Consider the following 22,585-nt stretch of genomic DNA (forward strand, 5'->3'; position numbering starts at 1 on the left):
CGACCTTGATCGCCGCGTAGGTGTCGGTCTTGGAGGACGGGTCGATGCCCTCTTCCTCCAGGTAGCCGACGGCCGCCGCGCCGCCCTGCCAGCCCGCCGTGTACTGGGCGCGGACGGTGTCCCGGCCCAGGTCCTTGGGCAGCCGGACCGCGCCGAGCACCTTGGTCTTCTCCGCGGCCAGCGCGTCGGCGTCGAAGGAGGCTGGCTCCTCCATCGCGGTCAGCGCGAGCAGCTGGAGCAGGTGGTTCTGGATGACGTCGCGGGCGGCGCCGATGCCGTCGTAGTAGCCGGCCCGGCCGCCGATGCCGATGTCCTCGGCCATGGTGATCTGTACGTGGTCGACGTAGGACCGGTTCCAGATCGGCTCGAACATGGTGTTGGCGAAGCGCAGCGCCAGGATGTTCTGGACGGTCTCCTTGCCCAGGTAGTGGTCGATGCGGAAGACCTGGTCCGGGGCGAAGACCTCGTGGACGATGGAGTTGAGTTCCTCGGCCGACTCCAGGTCGTGGCCGAAGGGCTTCTCGATGACCGCGCGCCGCCAGGAGCCGCCCGACTGGTCGGCCAGCCCGTGCTTCTTGAGCTGCTGGATGACCACGGGGAAGGACTTGGGCGGCACGGACAGGTAGAAGGCGAAGTTGCCGCCGGTGCCCTGCGCCTTGTCGAGTTCCCCGATGGTGGAGCGCAGCCGCTCGAAGGCCTCGTCGTCGTCGAAGGTGCCCTGGACGAAGCGCATTCCCTGGATGAGCTGCTGCCAGACCTCCTCGCGGAACGGCGTACGGGAGTGTTCCTTGACGGCGTCGTGCACGACCTGGGCGAAGTCCTCGTGCTCCCAGTCGCGGCGGGCGAAGCCGACGAGCGAGAAGCCCGGCGGCAGCAGACCCCGGTTGGCGAGGTCGTAGACGGCGGGCATGAGCTTCTTGCGGGACAGATCACCGGTGACACCGAAGATGACCAGGCCCGACGGCCCCGCGATGCGCGGGAGCCGTCGGTCTGCGGGGTCACGCAGCGGGTTGCCGCTCGCGGGTGTGCGGGCCGCGGTGCGGCCGGTGGATGAGGGGTGCCTGCCCCGGCGGGGCATGTTCACGGTGGCTCCTGGGTGGTGTCGGTCGGCCGGGACGCGGGTGTGCGGTGTTCAGGACTCGTAGCGCTCGACCATGGACTGGGGCCGGGTGTGGGCCTCTTCGGGGTCCTGTCCGAACTCCGACTTGGCCCTGCGCTGCCGCAGCAGGTCCCAGCACTGGTCCAGCTCGCGCTCCAGCTCGCCCAGCCGGCTCCGCTCGTCCGGCCCACCAAAGCCGCGGGTGCCGAGGGAGTCGCGCAACCTGCGCTCCTCCTCGGCCATCTCGCTGATCCGGTGCAGGATCTCGGGGTTCTTCATGATTCCTCTCCTCGGATCTCGGATCCTCGGATCCCGGGTCCTCGGGTGGCTCGTGGAGCCGGTTCAGCCCCGGTTCTCCGCCTGGAACATCCAGCTCTGCTTCTCGATCTCGGCCGTCAGCCCGATCAGCAAGTCCTGGCTGACGGGGTCCGCCGCCGCCGTGGCCTCGACGCGTGCGCGCAGGCGGCCGATGAGGACCGCGAAGGAACGGACCAGCGCCTCCACGGCGTCGTCGTCGGTGATCCACCCCTGCTGGAATCCCGGGAGACCGCTGCCCGCCGCGACGGTCACGGCCCGCCCGTCCGGGCTGATGCCCAGGGCCGCGGCCCGCTCGGCCACCTGGTCCGCGTAGTCGCGTGCGGTGGTGACGACCTCGTCCAGTTGCTGGTGGATGGTGCGGAAGCGCGGTCCGTACAGGTTCCAGTGGGCCTGCTTGGCCACCAGGGAGAGGTCGAGCAGGTCGACCAGGGTGCCCTGGAGGGCCGTTCCGGTCACTGCGCGTTCCGCGTCCGGCAGCGGACTGGAGATGATGCTCACGGGGGACTCCTCACGATGGGGGTGCCCGGCCCGCGGTGGTCACCGGGCCGGCCGGGCGTTGCCCGCCCATCCTTTCGGGGGGCCGTCCGGGGGAGATCCGTCGATTGACTTACGGTCCGTGTGAGCAGTCACGGGCAGGGGCCGGGGCACATGGAAAGGCGGCCCCCACCGGTGGGTGGGGGCCGCCGAGCGCCTGTTCCCCGGGCCTACCCGGGGCCGCCGGCCGCGCCGTGCCGGACCCGGGTGACCCGGTCTACCACTGACTCCAGCCGTAGGACTGGTATCCGAACCAGGCCCCGGTGGTCGTGCCGTAGGCGGACGCCTTACCGCCGGAGGCGAACCCGCTCTGCGGCACGCCGCCGACGTAGAAGATGTTGGAGTTGGTGTTGTACACGCCGTAGACCTTCATCGACACGGTGCCCGCCGGGGCGCTCGACCACCGACAGGCTCCCGCGGGGACCAGCTGGTCGTTGTACTGGGTCCCGTCCGCGGTGCGCCACATGATGAAGGACTTGTAGTTGCCGTGCGAACACAGCGTCACCCAACCGGAGCCGGCGGCCGAGGCGGAGCCGGACGTACCGATCACGGCTCCCGCCGCGAGGGCCAGGGTCGCGGCCGCCGCTCCCAGACGGTTGAGCAGTTTCATAGGTGTCGTGTTCCTTCCGACGTATGCGAGTACGACATTCGGCACCGCAGGACAGGTGTGTCCGGCGAGCGCTCATGCGACAGTACACACCTCTGACACACGTGTCTCCGACTCACGCGGGTACGGTGCCGTCCGTCAGCGGCGTGCGGCGAGGAAGCGGTCGGCCGCCTCCAGGGGGGTGAGACCGTCCACGTTGATGAGGCTGTCGATCTCCTCCACACCCTCGTTGCCCAGGTGCAGGGCGTCCAGCTCGGTGACGGCGGCGGGGTCGATCCGGTCCAGTGCCTCGTGCGTGATGACGGGGGCGGCGCCGTCGACGGTGCCGAGCAGTCCCTTCGGTTCGGTGAGGGTCCGCAGTCCGTGCAGCCGGTTCAGGTACTGGGGCCGCCACAGCGGGACGACGAACCACTCCCGGTCCGCGACCCCCCGGTCGACACGGGCGACGAAGTCGCTCTCGGTGCCCGGCACGAAGTCGTATCCCGCCCGGTCCAGGCCGTACTCGCGGATCATCCGGGCGGAGAAGCGGCTGATGCCGGCTCCCGGGTTGATGCCCTGGACGGTGTGCGTCATCCGTTCCGCCACCTCGGGCCCGAGCAGGTCCGCCACCTCGCCGACCGCCTCCTCGGGCACGTACGGCGGTACCGCCCAGACACAGTACGGCTCGTAGTGCGGCGTCAGTACGCGGACACGGTCGGCGTACCGGGAGAGGTAGATGTCATGGCTGGACGGCAGCCAGGCGGACACCAGGACGTCCACCGCGCCCTCCTCCTGGAGGCGGAACATGCGCTCGTGCGGTGCCTCGACACTGCGCACCTGATGGCCGTGCTTCTCCAGTATGCGGCGGGTGACCGCGGCGGCCGCCCGGTGGAAGGAGAGCGCGATGTTGCCCACGGTGACGGTGGCATCGTTTCGGTACTCGGACATGGCAACCCTTCGACGATCCGGTGAGCACGGGTGTGCGCGGCACCCACGATCCTGTGCCGTACCCGACTCATGAGTCCAAGACATGTTTTTCATGCGACCCATATGCTGAGCGCATGGCGACTTTGCGACAACTGGAGTATCTGGTGGCGATCGTGGACGCCGGCTCGTTCACGCGCGCCGCGGAGCGGCTGAACGTGACGCAGCCGGGGCTGTCCCACCAGTTCCAGGCTCTGGAACGGGAGGTCGGCGGCCCCCTGCTGGAGCGTCTGCCGCGTGGGGTGCGGCTGACGTCCGCCGGACGGTCCATGCTCCCCCACGCCCGTGCCGCCCTCGCCGAGGCAGGCCGGGCCACGCTCTCCGCGCGCCGCGCGGCGGGTGTGTCGACGGGCGAACTCCATCTGGCCACGCTGTACTCCGTCAGCGCCGGCGTGCTGCCCGCCGTCCTCGGCCTCTGGCGCAAGCGGCATCCGGGCGTCCGGGTCCGCCTGTTCGAGTACCGCAGCTCGGACGAGCTGGCCCAGGCCATGGTGGCCGGTGTCGCCGATCTCGCGGTGGGTCCGCTGCCCGACCGGTGGGAGGGCACCGCCCGGCATCTCGGCACCGAGGAGTTCGTGGTGGTCACCACCGCCGACGACCCCCTGGCCGGTCCGGGGATCGCGGCGCGCGCCCGGCTGGCGGACCTCTCCGACCGGGCGTGGGTGCACTTCACCCCGGACAGCGGGCTCGCGCGCTTCCTCGACGACGCCTGCGCGCGGGCGGGCTTCCGGCCCCGTGCCGCGGTCCGCACCGAGCAGGCGGCGGCCGCCGTCGGCTACGCCGCCGCCGGTCTGGGACCCACGCTGGTGCCGGCCAGCAGTGTCCCCCGGCACTTCCCGGAGGCGGTGCTGCGTCCGGACCCGCCGGTCACCCGGGTCCTGACCGGATACACCCGCACCAGCCCGGACCCCGTCGCCGCCTCCTTCCTGGACCTGCTGGAGGAACACGCGGCCCTGATGCCCCGGCACGTGGCCCGGCGGCTGGGTCTGCGGCCCCGGACCTCCTGAAGGCCGGCCCACCGGGCGCCGTCCGCGCGGGGGACGGCGCCCGCCGGACTCAGTTCGCGGAGAAGCGAGCGGTGATGACGGCACGGGCCAGGGTGTGGCCCGAGAGGTTGAAGCCGAGGAAGGCCGGCGTGGCGCCCCGGTCCAGTCCGAGGGTCTCGACGTCCACGGCGTGCACGGCGATGTAGTAGACGTGCTCGCCGTGGCCGGCCGGCGGCGCGGCACCCAGGTAACGCTTGAGCCCGGCGTCGTTGGCGAGCTGCCACGCCTTCTCCGGCAGGCCCTCGGCCGGGTCGTCGTCACCGGCGCCGGCCGGCAGCTCGGTCACCGTCGCCGGGATGTCGGCGACGGCCCAGTGCCAGAAGCCGCTGCCCGTCGGCGCGGTGGGGTCGTAGACGGTGACGACGAAGCTCTTGGTCTGTGCCGGGAAACCGGACCAGGAGAGCTGCGGGGAGACGTCCTCGCCGCCGGCTCCGAAGATGCCGCTGGCCTGGGCGAGGGGGAGGACGTCGCCGTCGGCGAAGTCGGCGCTGGTGACGGTGAACGACGGGACCGTCGCGATGAGGTCGTAGGGGGTGGACATGGCTGTTCCTTTCAATGGCTTGCACCGGCCATCCTCGCGGCGGCACGGCTTCGGGTGATCTGTCGATCGACTGACGTGTGCCGCACGGTCATCCGGCCGTGAGCACGAGCTTCCCGGTGGTGGTGCGCCGCTCTCCCCGCCGGTGCGCGGCGGCGGCGTCGGACAGCGGGTAGGTGCGGTCGAGCACGGGGGTGAGGTGTCCGGTCGCCGCCAGCCGGGCCACTTCCCGCAGGGCGGTGCGGTCCGGCTTCACGAGCATGGTCGCCACCCGCAGCCCGGTGCCGCGGCCGAGGCCGCGCGGGGCGTGGTGGGCGATGTCGACGAGGACGCCTCCGGGGCGCAGCAGCCGCAGGGACCGGGCGGCGTTGTCGCCTCCGCCCAGTTCGAGGATCGCGTCGAAGCCACCGGTGAGTGTCTCGACCGGCGTGGTCCGGTGGTCGACGACCTCGTTCGCCCCGAGGTCCTTGACGATGTCGTGCTTCTCCGCGCGGGCGGTGCCGGTGACATGGGCGCCGAGCGACTTGGCGATCTGCACGGCGAGGTGTCCCACTCCCCCGGCCGCGGCGTGGATCAGGACGCGGTCCCCCGCGCGCACGGCCGCCTTGCCCGTCAGCGCGGTCCACGCGGTGAGTCCGGCCAGGGGCAGGGCGGCGGCGTGGACGAGGTCGAGCCGGGCGGGCACCGGGGCCAGGTCCCGTACCGGGGCCAGGTCCCGTACCGGGACCACCGCGTACTCGGCGTACGCCGCGGCCTGGGCGGGGAAGCGTGACATCCCGAAGACCCGGTCGCCGACCCGCAGTCCGCCGGGGTCGGCTCCGAGGGAGACGACCTCGCCAGCCAGGTCCCAGCCGACGGTGAACGGCGGCGGGCCCAGCCGCGCGGCCACTCCCCCGCCCGCCCGGGTCTGCCAGTCGACCGGGTTCACCCCGGCCGCCCGGACCCGGACGAGTGCCTCGGCACGGCCCGGTTCGGGAACGGGACGCTCGACGAGGGTGAGCACCTCCGGCCCGCCGAAGGTGTGCTGCGTGATGGCGCGCACGGTTCAGATCCCTTCGTACTGGGCGACGTACAGACCGGCGTTGCAGTCGGTGAGGAAGACCAGCCCGGTGTCGGTGACCGTCACGTCGGCGGTCTGCACGACCCGGGGGCGGCCGGGGCGGGGGTCGACCAGGCGACCGGGCGCTCCGGGTACGAACGCCCCGACCTCCAGCGGCCGGTAGGGGTCGGTGATGTCGACCGCCCGCAGGCCCGCGTTCTGGTAGGTGGCGAAGACGAGGTACTCCGACACGAAGGTGCCGGGCCGGTTCTCGTGCAGGTTGTGCGGGCCGAAGTGCCCGCCCTTGGTGCCGTAGTCCTCCTCGGCCGGCTGCGGGAAGGTGGCGATGCTGACGGGGTTCGCGGGCTCCCGGATGTCGAACATCCACACGTGTTTCGTGCCGTCGGCGAGCCGGTCGGCGACCGCCTCGTCGGCGACCACGAGCAGCTCCCGGCCGGGCAGCGGCAGGGCCGTGTGGGTGCCGCCGCCGTAGGGCGGGGACCAGGTGCGGTGGGCGATGAGCCGGGGCGCCTCCCGGTCGCTGATGTCCAGGAGCGTCAGGCCGCCGTCCCGCCAGGAGGCGTAGGCCGTGTCGCCGTGGACGATGGCGTGGTGGAGGGCGTAGCGCCACTTCGCCGTGTCCCAGCCGGGTGTCTCACCGCCCGCGGTGTGCATGCCCGGGAGGTGCCAGCGGCCCGCCCAGCGCGGGCGGACCGGGTCGGCCAGGTCGATGACGGCGAAGACGTGGTCGGTGTAGCCGTCGGGCAGGACGGAGGCGTAGGCCCAGCGGCCGCCCGTGTACCAGAGCCGGTGCACGCCGATGCCGTCGACGGGGAGGAAGGAGACGCGCCGCGGCCGTGCGGGGTCGGCGATGCCGTAGACGGCCACGCCCGCGCTCCAGGTGCGGGCGTGGCCGGCCAGCCTGCTGCCGACCGAGCCGGCGTAGTACTGGGACTCGTCGCGGAACTCGGCCCACAGGTCCTTGGCGTGCACGACCAGCAGCAGGTCGTCCGCGGCCTGGAGGTGGATGTTCCAGGTGCCGGGCGGCGCGGGTTCGAAGTGGCGCACGGGCAGGTCGCGGGGGCTGCGCGCGTCGAGCACCGAGAACCCGCCGGAGAAGAGGTGGCCGACGTAGACGTGGTCGCGGTGGTGCTGCACCTGCATGGCGTCCGGCCGCCTGCCCTGGTCGGAGTGCCCGACCGGTACGAACCCGCGGCTGAGCACCGGTGCGGGAGTGGAGGCGGCCACGGTCACAGCACGGTCAGGGCGGCCGCGGCGACCTCGTGGTCCTCCGGTGTGCCGCCGCCGACCCCGACGGCACCGACGACGACTCCGCCCCGGACCACCGGGACGCCGCCCGCGACGAAGGCGAGCGGGTCCCGGGTGCCCGCCTCGATGCCGAACAGCGGGGCCCCCGGCTGGACTTCGGGCGCCAGGTCCCGGGTGGCACGGGCGAAGAGCACCGCCGTACGGGCCTTGCTCAGGCTGGTCTCCACGGCGGCGAGGGCCGCGCCGTCCATCCGCGCGGCGGCGATCAGGTGGGCTCCGGCGTCGACGACGGTGACGGTGAACGGGACGCCCAGTTCGGCGGCCTTGTCCTTGCCGGCCTGGACGGCCCGTTCCGCGGCGGACAACGTGATCACTGGTGGCTCCTGGTGAGGTCGGGGGCGGACGCCGGCCGCCGCCCACGGCGCTGCTCCGTGGACGGCGGCCGGCGCATGCAGTGTGACCCGGAGCCGTGGACACACGTATCCGTCGGATGACTGCCCGGTGTGCCCCGGTGACCACGCGCCCGGAGGGTGCGGTCAGCCGTCCGCCGCGGTGCGTACGGCGGCTGTCACGGGTGTGCCGCCCGCGACCAGGTCCAGCGTCAGGCCGGCGGTGCGCGGTTCGTCGAGCAGCGCCAGCAGGACGGCGGCCACGTCGTCCCGGGCCACGCTGCCCTCGGGAGTCGAGGGGCCCAGCGTCACGTGTCCGGTGCCCGGCTCGTCGGTGAGGCGGCCGGGCCGCAGGATCGTCCACCCCAGCGACGCGTGGGACCGGACGTGGTCGTCGGCCTCCGCCTTGGCCCTCAGATAGGCGGCGAACACCGGGTCGGTGCCGGCCGGAGGACTGCTGCCCACCCCCTTCCCCGAGATCATCAGGAAGCGGCCGGTGCCGGCGGCCAGCGCGGCGTCGGCGAGGAGCACGGCCGCCCCGCGGTCGACGGTGTCCTTGCGTCCCGCTCCGCTGCCCGGTCCCGCGCCGGCGGCGAAGACCACCGCGTCGGCGTCGCGGAGACGGGCCGCGACCTCCGCCACCGACGCCGACTCCAGGTCGCAGAGCACGGGTTCCGCGCCGGCCGCCCGCAGGTCGCCCGTCTGCTCAGGACGGCGTACCAGCCCCACCGCCGTGTCGCCGCGCTCCGCCAGGAGCCGTTCCAGCCGCAGGGCCACCTGCCCGTGCCCGCCCGCGATGACCACCCTCACGTCCTCTGTCCTCTCGTCTGTGGCGTCCGACGTCCGATGTCGGTGTGCCGGTGTGCGCGCCGCTCAGCGCAGGAAGTCCCGTACGTCCCGCGCGAACTCCTCGTGGTGCTGGAAGAGGAAGCCGTGGCCCGAGTCCGGGTAGACCTTCACCCGGGCCCGGGGCAGCAGTCCGCCCAGCAGATGGGCCGCGCTCGACGGGATCACGCGGTCGTTGTCGCCGCCGGCCACGAACGTCGGATGGGTGACCGCCGAGAGCCGCTCCAGGGCGGCGGGGTCGGGGACGCCCCACTCGACCACCGCCTCGTACTGCGCCGCCCGGACCTCCGCAGGGACCGGCAGGTCGCGGTCCTCCTCGCGCTCGATGTACCGGCCGACGAAGCCCAGGCCGCTGCGCTGGCTGGTCTCGGTGTGGTTGAAGAACGCGTACAGGTAGTCCTGGATGTTGAGCCGGTCGACGCCGGTGTGGGCCACGATGTCCTCGGGGTACCCCTCGATGCCGGGGCCGCCGCGCGGTGCGGTGGCCGCGAGGACCAGCCGGCGGACCGCGGACGGGCGCAGCAGCGCCATCTCCTGTGCGGTGAAGCCCCCCATGGAGTAGCCGAGGACGTCCGCCTGCCGCAGGCCGAGGGCGTCCATGAAGGCGAGGGTGTCCCGGGCCAGGTCGCGCACGGTGCGGCACGCCTGTCCGGTGCTGAGCCCGACCCCGGCGTTGTCCAACGTGATGACATCGCGTTCGGCGGCCAGCGCGTCGATGAGCGCCGGGTCCCAGCCGTCGAGTGTGCCCCGGTAGTGCTGGAGCAGGAGGAGTGGCGGCGACGGGGTGCCGGCCGTGCCGGTGCGACGGTAGGCGTACCGCACACCGCTCGCAGCTTCGATCACCTGGTTCGGGGCGTCGACATACATCTCGGATCCTCATCATGGGGGGCGCGACGGCTCCGAGTGTGCCGCTGCCGGCGGCGGCGGCCATAGGGCATTTGACCGTGGACCGTCCGCGCCGGTGTCCCCGGCGACCGCGTCAGCGGGGCGGCAGCAGGCCGCAGGCCAGCGCGTCCCAGTCGACCAGCCGGCTCTCGCCGCCCCTGGGTACGAGGTCGTACGTCCGCTCCAGCCACGCCCGGATCGGAGCCAGCTCGGTCATGAACGCGGCGGAGGCGTCGGTCCGCTCCAGGCGCAGGTAAAGGAACGGCGTGTCGTCGTGCCGCCGGGACGGCCAGATCTTGACGTCCGCCTCGCCACTGAGCCCTTCGGTCCCCTGCATCAGCAGGTCGCGCCCGACGACCCAGGAGATCCGCGGTGCCGGCGGCGTCATGAGGTCCAGCCGCACGGAGAAGGGGGCCGCCGGGTCGAAGGTGAACCGGCAGGACACCGAGGCGTTCGCCGCCGGCGCGAACAGGTTGTGGAGGGTGACGTCGAGCGTCAGGGGGCCGGCCCCCTCGGTGCCGCGTGCCCACGACTGCTGACTCATAGGTCCGTTCCTTTGCGCTACTCATCGGCACCCCGTCTGCCGGGGCAGCCTGCCCCGGGTGCCGCGACTCGGTGAGCCATCGGCCCACGAGAGTGTCCCTGAGCGCAGTGGAAAAAAAGTGGAAGCCCGGAATCAGGCTCCACGGGCGGACCGGCGGTACCTCCGCCGCGCGGCGGCGCGGCGCATGACCCGGCGCTCCTGCTCGCTGAGACCTCCCCAGACACCGCTGTCCTCCCCTTCGCTCAGCGCCCACTCCCGGCAGGCCCGGGTCAGCGGGCATCGTCCGCAGATGCGCTTCGCCTCCGCGGTCTGGACGGCCGCGGGCCCCGCCTCGCCCACCGGGAAGAACAGCTCCGGGTCCACGGTGCGGCACAGCGCCTCCCCCCAGACCGGTCGCGCGAGCGCGCTCCTCACGGCAGCCGCCGCGCGGGCCGTGCCATATTGGTCATCATCCGTCCTCCTCGGACGCCGGAATACGATCCTGTGCGGGCCCACTGTGCGGTGCGGGGGCCGGGTCGGCATCGGTCGTCCGACTGCCCCGTGACCTACGGGTGCCAGGTGTCCGGTGCGCGACGACCGCCGGCGGCCACTCCGTCTCCTCTGGTCATACGTGTGCAAAGAGGTAGGATGCGAGCCTGCCCGGCGCGGCAGTACTGACGGTGAGTGGCCTCGGGCCACCGCACGTCCGGAAGCTCGGAAGAGTAGGTACGGGTACGTGATCGGGCGCGAATCGCAAGTCGGGCGGCTGTCCGCTCTCCTGGAGGCGGCACGCGAAGGGCACGGGTCCTCGGCCCTGGTGTACGGCGAAGCGGGGATCGGCAAGAGCAGTCTCGTCTCCGAGGTCGTCGACACCGCGTCCGCGTCGGGTTTCCAGGTGCTCTCCTGCCACGGGGTCCGCGGCACCGGCGCGGTGGGCTACGAGGGGCTGCACGAGCTGCTGCTGCCCCTGCTCGACCGCGTGGACGCGCTGTCACCGCGCCAGCGGACCGCCCTGGACGTGGCCTTCGGCGCGGAAGGGGAGCCGGCCGACCGGCTGGTCACGGGGCTCGCGGCGTTCGGGCTGCTGGAGGAGGCGGCGGCGCAAGGCCCCCTGGTGGTGCTGGTCGAGGATCTGCACTGGCTCGACGTGTCCACGGCCGACATCGTCACCTTCCTCGCCGCCCGCATGAGCGTCATGCCGGCGTTGCTGCTGGCCACCAGTCGCGCCGATCGCATCTACCCCGACCGCAGTCCCCGCTTCCGGCACCAGGTGCCGCTGGCCCCGCTCGGCCGGGAAGACTCCTTGCGACTGCTCGCCCGGCACGCGCCCGCGCTGACGGAGCCGCAGCGGCAGCGGCTGGTCGAGCGGGCGATGGGCAATCCGCTCGCCCTGACCGAGTGGTCGGCCAGCCCGTCCCACCTCGACGGCGCGCCGAGCGCCGAGCGCGGCCGGGTCCCGATGGGCAAACGCCTGGAGGACTCGTTCCTGGCCGAGGTCGCCCTGCTCCCGTCGGCCACGCGGCGAGCGCTCCTCGTCGCCGCCGCGGGACAGGACTCCAGCAGCCACGAAGTGCTGACCGCGGCCCGCGGCCTGGGCCTGGAGCAGAGCGACTTCGCGCCGGCCGAGAAGTTCGGGCTGATCACACTCAGCGACGGCTCCTTCCGGTTCCGCCACCCGCTGGTGGGCTCGGCGGTGTACGACAACGCCGACTCCGACATGCGCTCCCGGGTGCACACCGAGCTGGCGGCGGTCGTCGTCGATCCGGCGCGTGCCGTCCAGCACCGGGCCGCGGCGGTCACCGGCTGGAACGAGAACGTCGCCGCCGAGCTGGAGCGGCTCGCCGTGGCGACCGGGCGGCGCGGAGCGCGGACCGAGGCGGCCGCCGCCTGGCGGCGCGCGGTCACGCTGACGCCGGTGCCGAGGGAACGGGCCCGGCGCACGGTGATGGCGGCGGAGGCCGCGCGGCAGGCCGGTGCCACGGCCGAGGCCGTCGCCCTGCTCGCCGAGGCCAGGCCGCCCGCCGAGGACGAGGCGTCGGTCATGCAGCTCGCCCGCACCGAGTGGATGCTCGCCAGCACCAGTACGACGCTCCCGGACCGGGGCGGTGACGAGCTGGTCGCCCTGTCACGGGCCCTGAGCGACCCGGACGACCGGGTTGAGGTCCTCACCTGGGCGGCGGTACGCGGCTACACCCGGCAGGACCTCTCCGCCGAGGTCACGGCGGTGGTCACCGAGGAGTTGCGGCGCCCCGGCCTCGCCGGCACCGACCGGCGGCGGCTGCTGCGGAGCATCGCGCTGGCCCTGGTGGGCTCGGCCGACCGGCTGCCCTCCGTGGAGGAGGCGCTGTCGGTGCTGCGGCCGCAGGTGCGCGAGACCGACGCGACGCTGATGAACTGTCTCGCGTTCGCCTTCGAGGACGCCCACGACCTCGAAGGCGCCGAACGCGTGTGGAGCGCCGAGGTCGACCTGTTCCACCGGTCGGCGCGGACGAGCGACGAGACGGTGGCCCTGGCCGGGCGCGGCACGGTCCGCATGAACGCCCAGGCGGTCGCCGCCGGCCTCGCCGACTGCGAGCAGGCCCTGCGGCTCAGCGGTGACCTCGGTCTGTCGGTCGTCGGGGCGATCTGCGCGGCGAGCATCGCCCTCGCGCGCGCGTGGCGCGGTGAGGACGCGCTCGCGGCCACCGCCCTCGCGACCTCTGCGGAGCTGTCCGGGCCGGCCCCCTTCGCCAGGGTCGCCGCCATCGCCTCCTGGGCCTCGGCCGAGCTGGCGGCGAACGAGGGCCGACCCGAGGACGCGGTCGTCCACCTGCTGCGCAGCGTGGAGCATCCGCCCATCGGCCTGTGGGCGGGCGGCGGTCTGGCCGACGCGGCCGTACGGGTGGGGCGTCCGGAGGCCGTGGACGGCTGGCTCGGCATGGCCACGGCCGCCCTCGCGTCCAGCGGCTCCGACCACCTCGCGATGCTGGTCGAACGGACCCGGGCGCTGCTGTCACCGGACGGCGGGGCGCGCGACCACTTCGAGCGGGCCCTGGCGCACGGCGAGCGCACCTCCGCGGTTCTGGACCTCGCCAGGACCCGGCTGTTCTTCGGTGAGTGGCTGCGGCGCGAACGCCACATCACGGAGGCACGTGGTCACCTTGCCGCGGCCCTGCACGTCTTCGAGTCGCACCACACGACGCCACTCGCCCGGCGGACGGCACGGGAGCTGGGTGCCGCCGGCAGCGTCCGGCCGACCCGGTCGCCGCACGCCGTCGCCGCCGACGCGGTGCTCACCGCCCAGGAACTGCACGTCGCCCGGCTGGCCGCCGAGGGGTACTCGAACAAGCAGATAGCCGACCAGTTGTACCTCTCGCACCGCACCGTCGGGGCGCACCTGTACAGCGCCTACGCCAAGTTGCAGATCAACCGGCGGGCGCAGCTCCCGGCCGCCCTCGCGGGCACGTCCGACTGACCGAGCCCTCTCCGGGGCGGGACATGTTTCCGGTCGGTTCGGGAGCAAGGCGAATCACGGTCGAATTACCTAGGGCTCTTCTCGGCCTCCTTTCCTAGGTTGGGACATGTTCCGTCCCATGCGCCCGTCGGTCCACGGCGGGCCGCGCACGACACACGTGTGACCACGCGTGCGGGATCGGGCGGACGATCGTCTCGTTCCCGAGGAGGCTGACATGAGGCCAGTCGTGTGCGCCGGCAGTGCGCCGCGTCCCGTCCGCGAGGGCACGCCGCGGACGGCGGAACACCCGCGCGGCCGGGACCACGTGCTCGGCGCGGTACGCGCGGCCCTGGCCGGCGCCGGTGACCGGCACGGCACGGCACTGGCCGTCCGGGGCGAGGGCGGCAGCGGCAGGAGCACGCTGCTGCGCTGGGCGGCCGGGGCCGCCGCCGACGCCGGTGGGCAGGTGCTGCGGGTCGCCCCCCGCGCCGAGGGCGCTACGTCGGCGTACTCCGCGCTCCGCTCGCTGGCGGTCCCGCTGTCCGCCGTGTCCGGCGCCTTGCCGGGCGCGGTCCGCGCGGCGCTGCCCGACGCGCTGCGCGGGCATGCCCGGGGCGGTGACGAGACGTCCGTCTGCTCGGCGTTGTGGCGGACGCTGGCCGCCGCCGCCGAGCGGCGTCCCGTGCTGCTCACCGTGGACGACTGGCAGTGGCTCGACCCCGCCTCCGCCAGGGCCCTGGCGTTCGTGGCCCGCCGGCTCGACGGGACCGGGGTGCTGCTGCTGACCGCTTCCGACGGGCAGGGGCCGGTCCCGGCGGCGGACTGGGGCGCGGCTGAGCTGTCGCTGCCCGCACTCGGTGAGGAGACCGCCCGGAAAGTGCTGGCGGACCGGCACCCGGGGCTGGCCGCCGACGCCGTGGACGCCGTCCTCGCCGTGGCGGAGGGCAACCCGCGTGCCCTGGTGGACCTGCCCACGGCGCTCACCCCCGACCAGCGGGCGGGCCGGGCGGCACTGCCGGACCCCCTGCTGCCGGGAGCGGCCCTGGAGCGCTGCCTCGGCCGGCGGTTCCGCGCGCTGCCCGACGGTACCCGTGCCCTGCTGGCCGCGCTGGCCCTCCTGGAGGAGGACGCCGAGGCCGGGGACGTCGCGTGGCTGGCCGGCGCGCTCGGGCACGACCTCGACGCCCTCGCCCCGGCCGAGGAGGCGGGGCTAGTCTCCTCGGAGCGGACGCCCCGTTTCGTCCGCCGGGTCCACCGGTGCCTGGCCCACGCCACCGCGCCGGCCGCCGTGCGGCGGCGGGCGGGCCGCGCCTGGGCCGAGCTGGCCATGACCCGGCTCGGCGGCGGACCGGCCGGCCCGACCACGCCCGACGAGGCGCCACCGGACCCCGGCGGGGCCGGATCCCACGAGGAGGACGCGGCCCGGCTGGAGGCGCTCGGCCACGCGGCCGTGGCGGGCCGGCGCTGGTCCACGGCGATCAGAGCGTTCCGGATGGCCGGTGACCTCGGCCCGGCTCCTTGGGAGCGCTCCCGCCTGTACGTGGCCGCAGCGTCCGCCGCCCTGAGCGACGGCCGGCCGCGGCTGGCACTGGTCCTGACCCGGGGACCGGGCGCCCGCCCGGCCGGGACCACGGCGCGGGTGGTGCGCGCGGTCCGGGCCGCCGCGCTGTTCGATGTCGCCTTCCACGCGGACGACAGCCTCCGCGACCTCTCCGCCGCGCTGGAGGCGGGACCGGTCGCCGGCGCCGACGCGCGGGACCTGGCCGCGTTCCAGCTGTCGACCCTGTCGTCCCTCACCCACGACCCCGCCCCGGCCAGGACGGCGCTGGACGCGCTGCCGACCGACGCCGGCGAAGCCCTGCGCCTCGCCGTGACCGCCCGGCTGGACCCGGTCTCCCGGGCGCAGGAGATCCGGGAGGGGCTCGCCGGCGCGGCCGATCGGGCCCTGCGGACGCCCGGCGCCGGGCCCCGGGAGCTGACCTGGCTCGCGGACGCCGCGTGGCAGGTCGACGACCCGTCGTCGAGCGGCCGGCTGCTGTCCGCCGCCCTGCAGCGGTCGGGCACGGAGCGCGGACACCTTCCGCACTGCCGGGAGCTGCGGGCCGAACTCCTGACCGCCGCAGGGCGCTGGGAGGAACTGCGCGACCTGGTGACGCGGCGGTCGGCCGAGGGCGGTGCCGGCCTGCCCGACCGGCATGCCGTCGCCCTGAAGTCCCAGCTGCTGCTGGCCTGCGCGTACCAGGGCCGCCGGGAGGAGGCGCGGGAGCTGGCGCGGGAGGTCCGGCGATGGGCCCGCGACCGCGGCTCGGCCCATCACGCGGGCCTGGCCGCGTACGCCGCGCTCCTGCTGGCCCAGGCCGATGACACGGAGCCGGCGGACGGTGCCGACTGGCCGGCCGACGCCGATCCGAGCCGGGACGCGGTCACCCGGCAGGCCCACGCCGTCCTTGTACGCGGCGCCCTGCTGCGGGACGACCCCGAGGCGGCCCGCGCGCACCAGGCGCGCGCGCAGCGGGCCGGGCTGACGCGCTTCTCCGACGGGACGACCCTGCTGCTGCGGCACGGCCGGGCGCTGCTGGCCGCGTACACCGACGAGCCCGACACCGCCGAGCTGTTCGGTCTGGCCGAGGACGCGGCGACGGCGTCGGCCCGCCCGTTCGACCGCGCGCTGCTGGCCCTGGACCACGGCAGGTGGCTGCGCCGCCGGCGGCACCCCGCGGCGGCACGCACCCGCCTGCGCACCGCCTACGAAACGTTCGGCCGGCTCGGGGCGGCGCCCTGGCAGGACCGGGCCCGTACCGAGCTGCGGGCCATCGGGGCTCCCCCGCCGGGCACGGCGCGGACCGCCACCGCCTCGGGCCAGGCGCTGTCCGCGCACGAGCGGCGCATCGTCCGCATGGCGGCCTCCGGCCTGTCCAACCGGGAGATCGCGGAGCGGCTGCTGGTCTCGCCGCGGACGGTCGCCTCGCACCTGTACAAGGTCTTCCCCCGACTGGGCATCAGTTCGCGCCGGGAACTCCAGGACGCCCTGATCGGCGGCGGTGACACGCTGTGACGCCGGACGACGCGGCGGTGCCGCACCCCCTGTTCGGCCGCGGTGCGGAACTCGCCGCGATCGAGGCGTTCCTGGAGCGGCCGGGCGAGTCGGGCCGCGTCCTCACGGTCCACGGCGAGCTGGGCACCGGCAAGTCCGCGCTGCTCCGGGAGGTCCGGCGCGCCGCCGGGGCCCGGGGCCGGACCGTCGTCCCCCTCCAGGGGCACCGCAGCGAGGCCGGGCTGCCCGGTGCCGGCCTCACCCAGCTCCTGCCGGTCCTGGACTGCGGTCCGGACGCGAGGAGCGTCGCCGCCGAGGCGCTCGGCCGGCACGCCCGCGCCGGGCGGCCCCTGCTGGTGGTGCTGGACGACGCGCAGTGGTTCGACGGTCCCTCGCTCGACGCCCTGCTCACGGCCTGCCGCGGGACCGCCGGCGCGGCGCTGCTCGTGGCGGGCCGACCGGGGCCGCGCGGGACCGCGCGCCACGCGTCCGGTCCCGCGCCGGACCTGCTCCTCGGCCCGCTCGCCGGGACCGACGCCGAGCGGCTGCTGCGCCGGTACGGCCCTGACGTGCCGCCCCTGCTGGCGAGCCGGGTGCTGCGGGAGACCGGCGGCAATCCGGCCGGGCTGGTGTCCGTCACCGGACTGCTCGCCTCCGCCGCCCTGCCGGCCGAGGCGCTGCTCGCCCCGCGGCTCCCGCTCGGCGACGCCCTGCACACGCGGGTGACCGGCCTGCTGGCCGGCGTGCCGGAACCCGTGCGGGACGTCCTGCTGCTGGCCGCCGTGGCGGACACCGGTCGGCCGGAGCTGCTGCGGGAGGCCGCCCGCGCCGTGGACCCGGCGGGCGGCGCCCTGGACGCGGCCGAGGACCGTGGCCTGCTCCTGACGGAGTCCGGAACGGTCCGCTTCGGCCATCCGCTGCTGCGCTCCGCGGTGTACTGGGAGGCGTCCCGGGCCCGGCGGCGGCGTGCGCACCTGGCGTCGGCCGGGCGGGACGAGCCGGGCGCGTACCGGCGAGCGCTGCACCGGGCCCTCGCGTCGGCCGCCCCGGACGAGGGCACGGCCCGCGAGCTGGAGGACAGTGTGCCCGAGGACCTTCCCGAGGCCGCCGCGGTGCGCGAACTGGCCGCCGACCTGAGTCCGCGATCGGCGGACCGGGCCCGCGGACTGGTCCGGGCCGCGTGGGCGGCCCAGGTGCGGGACCAGACGGGGGAAGTGCGGCGGCTCGTGGCCCGTATCACCACCCTCTTCGCCGGCCGGTGCCCCGAGATCGCCGCGGCTGTCGCCGCGCTCGGCTCGCCGGGGCCCGCCGGTGAACCGGCCCTGCCGTGGCCGCCGTTCCCGCCGCCGGCCGCCGGACCCGGCCGGGGCGGGCCGTCCGCCTCGTGCGCGTCGGACGCCCGGCCGCCGGACCCGCTCACCGACGGGTGCCCCGCCCTGCTGTCCGCCCTGTGCTGGACCGACCGGACGGCCCACGCCGACCGGGGCAGGGCCCTGCTGGCGACGGCCGGTGCCGCGCTCACGCGGGGACGGTTCCCGCGGGACCCGCTCCGTGACGCCGCGCTGGTCTCGGTGGCGACGGCGCTGGACGACCCGCTCGCCGCCGAACGCCTGGGCGGGGCCGTGCTGGACTCGCTGACCGGCCCCGGGTACTTCGGTACCGCACGGGCGGTCCTGGCCCACCGCCAGCTCGCCCGGCTGCACCTCGGTGACCGGGAGGGCGTGCTGCGGGACGGCGACACCGGCGAGCGCTGGAGCCGAGCGGCGGACGATCCGCACGCCGCCGCCGTCTTCCGGTGCGGTGTGGCGCAGGTGCGGGCGTGGGAGGGCGCCGAGGAAGGGCATGCGGCGCTCACCGACGGCATCCTGGCCTTCGCGCTGCCCCGCGGTCTTCCCCTGCTGGCGTCCAGGGCCCGCTGGGCGAGGGGCTCGATGGCGCTCGCGCACGGTCGGCCGGAGGACGCGTACGAGGAGCTGCGGATGCTGTCGGACCCCGGCGGTGACGCGCGGCACCCGGTGGTGGCGGCCTGGGCGCTGGGCGATCTGGTCGCCGCCGCGGTCGCCTCCCGCAGGGGGGACGCCGTACGGGACCAGATGCGGTGGGCGGCCGAGGTCAACCGGTCGCTGCGGTCGGCTCCGCTGGAGCACCTGCTGGCCCGGTCGCTGGCGCTGCTCGCCGAGGGCGACGCGCCCGAGGAGCACTTCACCCGGGCGCTGGCCGTACCGGGAACCGGTGCGCTGCGGTACGAACAGGCGCGTACGCGGCTGGCGTTCGGGGAGTGGCTGCGGCGACGGCGGCGGGTGCTGGAGGCGCGGGAGCAGTTGCAGCGGGCCCGGGACGCGTTCGCGTGGGCCGGTGCGGCGGTGTGGGTGCGGCGGGCCGACTCCGAGTTGCTGGCCGCCGGGGACGCGACGGCGGCGGACCCGCCGCGGGACGCGGCCGGACTGGGGCTGACGCCGCGTGAGGCGGAGGTCGCCCGGCTGGCCGCGCAGGGGCTGAGCAACCAGGGCATCGGGTGGCAGCTCGGGCTGACCCACCGGACGGTCGCCAGTCACCTGTCGCGCGTCTTCGCGAAGGCCGGGGTGAGGTCCCGCAAGCAGCTTCCGGCGGTACTGGGGAGGTGACGTGCGCGGATCGGTGCGCCGGACACGCGCGAACCGGCGGCGGCCCTTGGGGGCGGGCCACCGCCGGCGGGACGCTCACCACCCGGCGTCACTCCGACCCCAGGGGCCGGGACGGGTCCCGGTGAAGACCGGGAGCCGGGTGGTCGCGGGAACTACTCCTTCCAGTCGGGGAACATCATGCCGATCACCTCCTTTTGGTCGACGTGCCTTCGGCAGGTGTCCGTCACGCGTCCGCGTGACCGGCCGAAGGAAGCGCGCGGGCCAGTACGAAGTACTTGCGGTGCAGGTCCTGGTCGGCCCGCTGCGTCAGCTCTCCGTCGTACAGGCCGTAGATGTGCTCCACGGTGAAGCCGTGGGCGGTGAGCAGTTCCGTCACCCGCTGCGGCGCGAACCAGTGCAGCAGGGCCCGTTCCTGGACGCGGGACCACGTGTCCGCCCGCCCGGTGGCCGTGAAGAGGTCGACGGTCAGCTCGGTCGTGTGCGCGGCCGGGTCGGCGGATCGGCCCCGTGTGAGGACCACCATGGCGTCCGTCTCGTCGATGGTCTGCCGTGCCGCCGCGCGGTCCTGGAACCCCGCGGTCGGCAGGTCGAACAGGAACAGGCCGCCGGCCCGCAGGGAGCGCCGTACGCCCGGGAAGACGCGCGCCAGTTCGTCCTCACCGGGCAGGTAGGTCAGCGGCTCGCCCATGGTGACGACCGCGTCGAAGGTGCCGAGCGCGGGCAGCGAACGGGCGTCGGCCGTCACGAAGACCACCTTGTCGGCGCCGTCCTTGTGCCGCGCGGCCTCGATCATCTCCGGCGACAGGTCGACGCCGGTGACGGTGAAGCCCAGCCGGGCCAGTTCGAGGGCGGACCTGCCCGTACCGCACCCCACGTCGAGCAGCCGGCGGCCGGGCACGCCGTGCTTCTCCAGGAGGTCTCGGTAGAGCCGGGCCCATCTCGTGTAGTCCTGGACCCGGGTGATCGCGTCGTAGTGCGCGCTCAGTCCCCGGTAGAAACTTCGGGCCAGGTCGTCGGAAGCGTCCCCGTGCACGGCGTCCCTCGCACATCTGTCGTTCGGTGGGTGTCCCCTCGTCCGGGGCACCACTGTGCCGTGGCTCTGTGGAACGTCAGTGGAACGTGTGTGGACGGGCTCGGCGGGAGCGGACGCCGGCTGGTTCAGCCGAGGCCGGCGCGGGCGGCCAGGCCGGCGGCCATGGTGCGGGCGGTCTGCGTGAGGCGGGGCAGGAAGTCGACCACCGCGTGGGCCAGGCGCGGCTCCTCGGCGTACAGCCGGGCGAGGGCCTCGGGCGGGGTGGAGATCTGCCAGAGGGAACCGGCGAGCAGGCTGACCGTGCTGACGAGGTCCCGGGTGGCGGCCTGGTCCAGAACCGGCTGGAAGGCGGAGCCGGTGTCCGCCATGTCGTCCAGGGCGCCGAGGGCGGCCAGCTTGTAGGTCAGGACCGCGTCGGCCGAGACATGCCGTTCCAGGTGGAGTGGGGCGTGGGCCAGGAGGTCGCAGAGCAGCGGCTGCTCCACGACCGTACGGGCGAGGGTCGCGGCCAGTTCGTCGGGGGTGCCGTCGGTGCGCCCGCCGAGCGCGTCCGCCAGCGCGGCGGCCCACCGGGTCCAGCACTCGGCGGTCAGGCGCAGGTAGATCTCCTCGCGGGTCTCGACGTAACGCAGTACCGCGGACTTGTTGATGCCGGCCCGGCCGGCGATGTCGGTGAGCGTCACCTCGCGTACGCCCTTCTCCAGGGCCAGCGAGCGCGCCGCGTCGACGATCGAGGCAAGCCGCAGTTCCTTGTGCTCCGGCCTGCGGGCGCGTCGTACGTGAGGAGGCAGCCTGTCCATGAGCCCACATTAACAGAACAGCGTTCTCTTGCTTTAGAGAACATTGTTGCCTTAAGTTCTCGGCATGACCGATTACGAGAAGCTGTACATCGGCGGTCGCTGGACCGAGCCCGCCAAGAAGGAACTGCTGGAGGTCCGCTCCCCGCACGACCGGTCCCTGGTCGGCCGGGCCGCCGAGGCCACCGAACCCGACGTGGACCTCGCCGTGGCCACCGCCCGCGAGGCTTTCGACCACGGACCCTGGCCCCGGCTGGCCCCGGCCGCCCGGCAGGAGGTCATCGCCCGTTTCAACGCCCTGTACGCCGAGCGCGCCGAGGAGATGGCCGACCTCACCACCGCGGAGAACGGCAGCGCCCGCTGGTTCACCGGCTGGACCGCCGCCGCGCTGCCCGAGCAGACCGACGCCTATCTGCGGGCCGCCGCGGCCCTGCCGTGGGAGGAGGAGCTGCCGCGGACCGAGGGCAGCACGGCCCGCACCCTGGTGCACCGGGAACCGGTGGGCGTGGTCGCGGCCGTCATCCCCTGGAACGCCCCGCACCAGTCTGCGCTCACCAAGCTCGTCCCCGCACTGCTGGCGGGCTGCACCGTGGTGCTGAAGACCTCACCGGAGAACGCGCTGGTCACCCTGGCGCTGGGGGAGATCTTCAGCGCGGCGGGCGTGCCGGAGGGCGTGGTCAGCATCCTGCCGGCCGACCGCCGCACCAGTGAGTACCTCATCTCCCATCCCGGCATCGACAAGATCGCCTTCACCGGGTCCACGGGCGCCGGACGCACCATCGCGGCGATCGCCGGCCGGCAGCTCAAGCGGGTCAGCCTCGAGCTCGGCGGCAAGTCCGCCGCCATCGTCCTGGAGGACGCCGACCTCGACGTGATGGCGGAAGGGCTGAAGTTCCTCTCCTTCGCGAACAACGGCGAGGCCTGCGTCGCGCACACCCGGATCCTGGTGCATCGCAGCCGCTACGAGGAGGCGGTGGCCCGGCTGAAGGAACTGGTCGAGTCGCTGACCGTCGGCGACCCGAGCGACCCGGACACCTTCATCGGGCCGATGGTCCGGGCCGACCAGCAGGAGCGCGTCCGGTCCTACATCGAGACCGGCATCCGCGAGGGCGCCCGGCTGGTCACCGGCGGTCCCGAGGTACCGGCCGGTCTGGAGGGCGGCTACTACGTCACCCCGACCCTCTTCGCCGACGTCGACAACTCCATGCGCATCGCCCAGGAGGAGATCTTCGGCCCGGTCCTCGTGGTCATCCCGTTCGAGGACGACGAGGACGCCGTCCGCATCGCCAACGACTCCCCGTACGGTCTCGGCGGCGGGGTCTGGACGGCCGACGAGGCACGGGCCCTGGGTATCGCCCGGCGCATCCGCACCGGCACCTTCTCCGTCAACGGGGCGCCGCCCTCCCTCGACGGGCCCTTCGGTGGATTCAAGGACAGCGGCATCGGCCGGGAGTTCGGCACGGCGGGGCTGACCCAGTACATCGAGTACAAGACGATCTCCGTCTGACCGGTCCCCCCATACACACAGCGCGGTGGGGGGGGGGGGGGGGGGCGCGGGGGCGGCCCGCCGCCCCCCCGCCCCAGGCGGGGCCCCGCCCCCCCCCCCCC

20 protein-coding genes are annotated in these 22,585 nt (G+C 74.4%); 5 read left to right on the top strand and 15 right to left on the bottom strand.

Annotated elements, in window-relative coordinates; translation table 11 throughout:
• The 5 genes from zwf to ACY1JF_RS17095 form a co-directional block, all read right to left on the bottom strand.
• A partial coding sequence (gene zwf, locus ACY1JF_RS17075) for a glucose-6-phosphate dehydrogenase (RefSeq protein WP_462706092.1) occupies positions 1-1,078 on the bottom strand: 1,078 nt, incomplete at its 3' end.
• A gap of 54 nt (positions 1,079-1,132) precedes the next feature.
• Positions 1,133-1,378: a DUF2630 family protein gene (locus ACY1JF_RS17080; RefSeq protein ID WP_462705981.1), complete on the bottom strand. Its 246-nt coding sequence runs from the start codon at positions 1,376-1,378 to the stop codon at positions 1,133-1,135.
• 63 nt (positions 1,379-1,441) lie between these two features.
• Entirely contained in the window at positions 1,442-1,915 is a 474-nt protein-coding gene (locus ACY1JF_RS17085; protein ID WP_462705982.1) for a Dps family protein, read from the bottom strand.
• A 253-nt stretch (positions 1,916-2,168) separates the two neighbouring features.
• On the bottom strand, positions 2,169-2,561 hold the full coding sequence (locus tag ACY1JF_RS17090) for a hypothetical protein (protein ID WP_462705983.1): 393 nt from the start codon (positions 2,559-2,561) through the stop codon (positions 2,169-2,171).
• A gap of 135 nt (positions 2,562-2,696) precedes the next feature.
• Positions 2,697-3,485 carry a glycine betaine ABC transporter substrate-binding protein gene (locus tag ACY1JF_RS17095; RefSeq protein WP_462705984.1) on the bottom strand — a complete coding sequence of 263 codons (789 nt, stop codon included), beginning with the start codon at positions 3,483-3,485 and terminating at the stop codon, positions 2,697-2,699.
• Positions 3,486-3,598: 113 nt separating this feature from the next.
• Here ACY1JF_RS17095 and ACY1JF_RS17100 point away from each other — a divergent pair, with 113 nt between their 5' ends.
• The gene (locus ACY1JF_RS17100) at positions 3,599-4,528 is read left to right on the top strand and encodes a LysR family transcriptional regulator (RefSeq protein ID WP_462705985.1); all 930 of its coding nucleotides are present in this window, start codon (positions 3,599-3,601) and stop codon (positions 4,526-4,528) included.
• Between the two features lie 49 nt (positions 4,529-4,577).
• Here ACY1JF_RS17100 and ACY1JF_RS17105 read toward each other — a convergent pair whose 3' ends face one another.
• The 8 genes from ACY1JF_RS17105 to ACY1JF_RS17140 all read right to left on the bottom strand — a co-directional run bounded on the left by ACY1JF_RS17105 (position 4,578) and on the right by ACY1JF_RS17140 (position 10,491).
• Positions 4,578-5,108, bottom strand: coding sequence for a YbhB/YbcL family Raf kinase inhibitor-like protein (locus tag ACY1JF_RS17105; RefSeq protein ID WP_462705986.1), 531 nt, complete (start codon positions 5,106-5,108; stop codon positions 4,578-4,580).
• An 88-nt stretch (positions 5,109-5,196) separates the two neighbouring features.
• Complete coding sequence (locus tag ACY1JF_RS17110) at positions 5,197-6,147, bottom strand: NADP-dependent oxidoreductase (protein ID WP_462705987.1); 951 nt, start codon at positions 6,145-6,147, stop codon at positions 5,197-5,199.
• Between the two features lie 3 nt (positions 6,148-6,150).
• A complete protein-coding gene (locus ACY1JF_RS17115) occupies positions 6,151-7,392 on the bottom strand; it encodes an LVIVD repeat-containing protein (protein ID WP_462705988.1) in 1,242 nt (413 codons plus the stop codon).
• A gap of 2 nt (positions 7,393-7,394) precedes the next feature.
• Positions 7,395-7,787 (bottom strand): GlcG/HbpS family heme-binding protein, encoded by a 393-nt coding sequence (locus tag ACY1JF_RS17120; protein ID WP_462705989.1) that lies wholly within the window; start codon positions 7,785-7,787, stop codon positions 7,395-7,397.
• Between the two features lie 162 nt (positions 7,788-7,949).
• The gene (locus tag ACY1JF_RS17125) at positions 7,950-8,612 is read right to left on the bottom strand and encodes an NAD(P)H-binding protein (RefSeq protein WP_462705990.1); all 663 of its coding nucleotides are present in this window, start codon (positions 8,610-8,612) and stop codon (positions 7,950-7,952) included.
• A 63-nt stretch (positions 8,613-8,675) separates the two neighbouring features.
• On the bottom strand, positions 8,676-9,515 hold the full coding sequence (locus ACY1JF_RS17130) for an alpha/beta fold hydrolase (RefSeq protein ID WP_462705991.1): 840 nt from the start codon (positions 9,513-9,515) through the stop codon (positions 8,676-8,678).
• A 112-nt stretch (positions 9,516-9,627) separates the two neighbouring features.
• Positions 9,628-10,077 carry an SsgA family sporulation/cell division regulator gene (locus ACY1JF_RS17135; protein WP_462705992.1) on the bottom strand — a complete coding sequence of 150 codons (450 nt, stop codon included), beginning with the start codon at positions 10,075-10,077 and terminating at the stop codon, positions 9,628-9,630.
• A gap of 132 nt (positions 10,078-10,209) precedes the next feature.
• Positions 10,210-10,491 (bottom strand): WhiB family transcriptional regulator, encoded by a 282-nt coding sequence (locus tag ACY1JF_RS17140; protein ID WP_462705993.1) that lies wholly within the window; start codon positions 10,489-10,491, stop codon positions 10,210-10,212.
• A 301-nt stretch (positions 10,492-10,792) separates the two neighbouring features.
• On the opposite strand from ACY1JF_RS17140, the gene ACY1JF_RS17145 reads away from it, so the two are divergent.
• The 3 genes from ACY1JF_RS17145 (at position 10,793) to ACY1JF_RS17155 (ending at position 19,147) form a co-directional block, all read left to right on the top strand.
• Positions 10,793-13,510 (top strand): ATP-binding protein, encoded by a 2,718-nt coding sequence (locus tag ACY1JF_RS17145; RefSeq protein WP_462705994.1) that lies wholly within the window; start codon positions 10,793-10,795, stop codon positions 13,508-13,510.
• Between the two features lie 214 nt (positions 13,511-13,724).
• Entirely contained in the window at positions 13,725-16,544 is a 2,820-nt protein-coding gene (locus ACY1JF_RS17150) for a helix-turn-helix transcriptional regulator (protein ID WP_462705995.1), read from the top strand.
• A complete protein-coding gene (locus ACY1JF_RS17155) occupies positions 16,541-19,147 on the top strand; it encodes an AAA family ATPase (protein WP_462705996.1) in 2,607 nt (868 codons plus the stop codon). The genes ACY1JF_RS17150 and ACY1JF_RS17155 overlap by 4 nt, the downstream gene beginning before the upstream one ends.
• A gap of 223 nt (positions 19,148-19,370) precedes the next feature.
• Here ACY1JF_RS17155 and ACY1JF_RS17160 read toward each other — a convergent pair whose 3' ends face one another.
• Complete coding sequence (locus ACY1JF_RS17160) at positions 19,371-20,180, bottom strand: class I SAM-dependent methyltransferase (RefSeq protein WP_462705997.1); 810 nt, start codon at positions 20,178-20,180, stop codon at positions 19,371-19,373.
• A gap of 125 nt (positions 20,181-20,305) precedes the next feature.
• Complete coding sequence (locus ACY1JF_RS17165; RefSeq protein ID WP_462705998.1) at positions 20,306-20,980, bottom strand: TetR family transcriptional regulator; 675 nt, start codon at positions 20,978-20,980, stop codon at positions 20,306-20,308.
• A gap of 64 nt (positions 20,981-21,044) precedes the next feature.
• On the opposite strand from ACY1JF_RS17165, the gene ACY1JF_RS17170 reads away from it, so the two are divergent.
• A complete protein-coding gene (locus tag ACY1JF_RS17170) occupies positions 21,045-22,484 on the top strand; it encodes an aldehyde dehydrogenase (RefSeq protein WP_462705999.1) in 1,440 nt (479 codons plus the stop codon).
• Positions 22,485-22,585 lie beyond the last annotated feature (101 nt).

The sequence above is a fragment of the Streptomyces sp. SYSU D01066-1 genome (assembly GCF_054956795.1).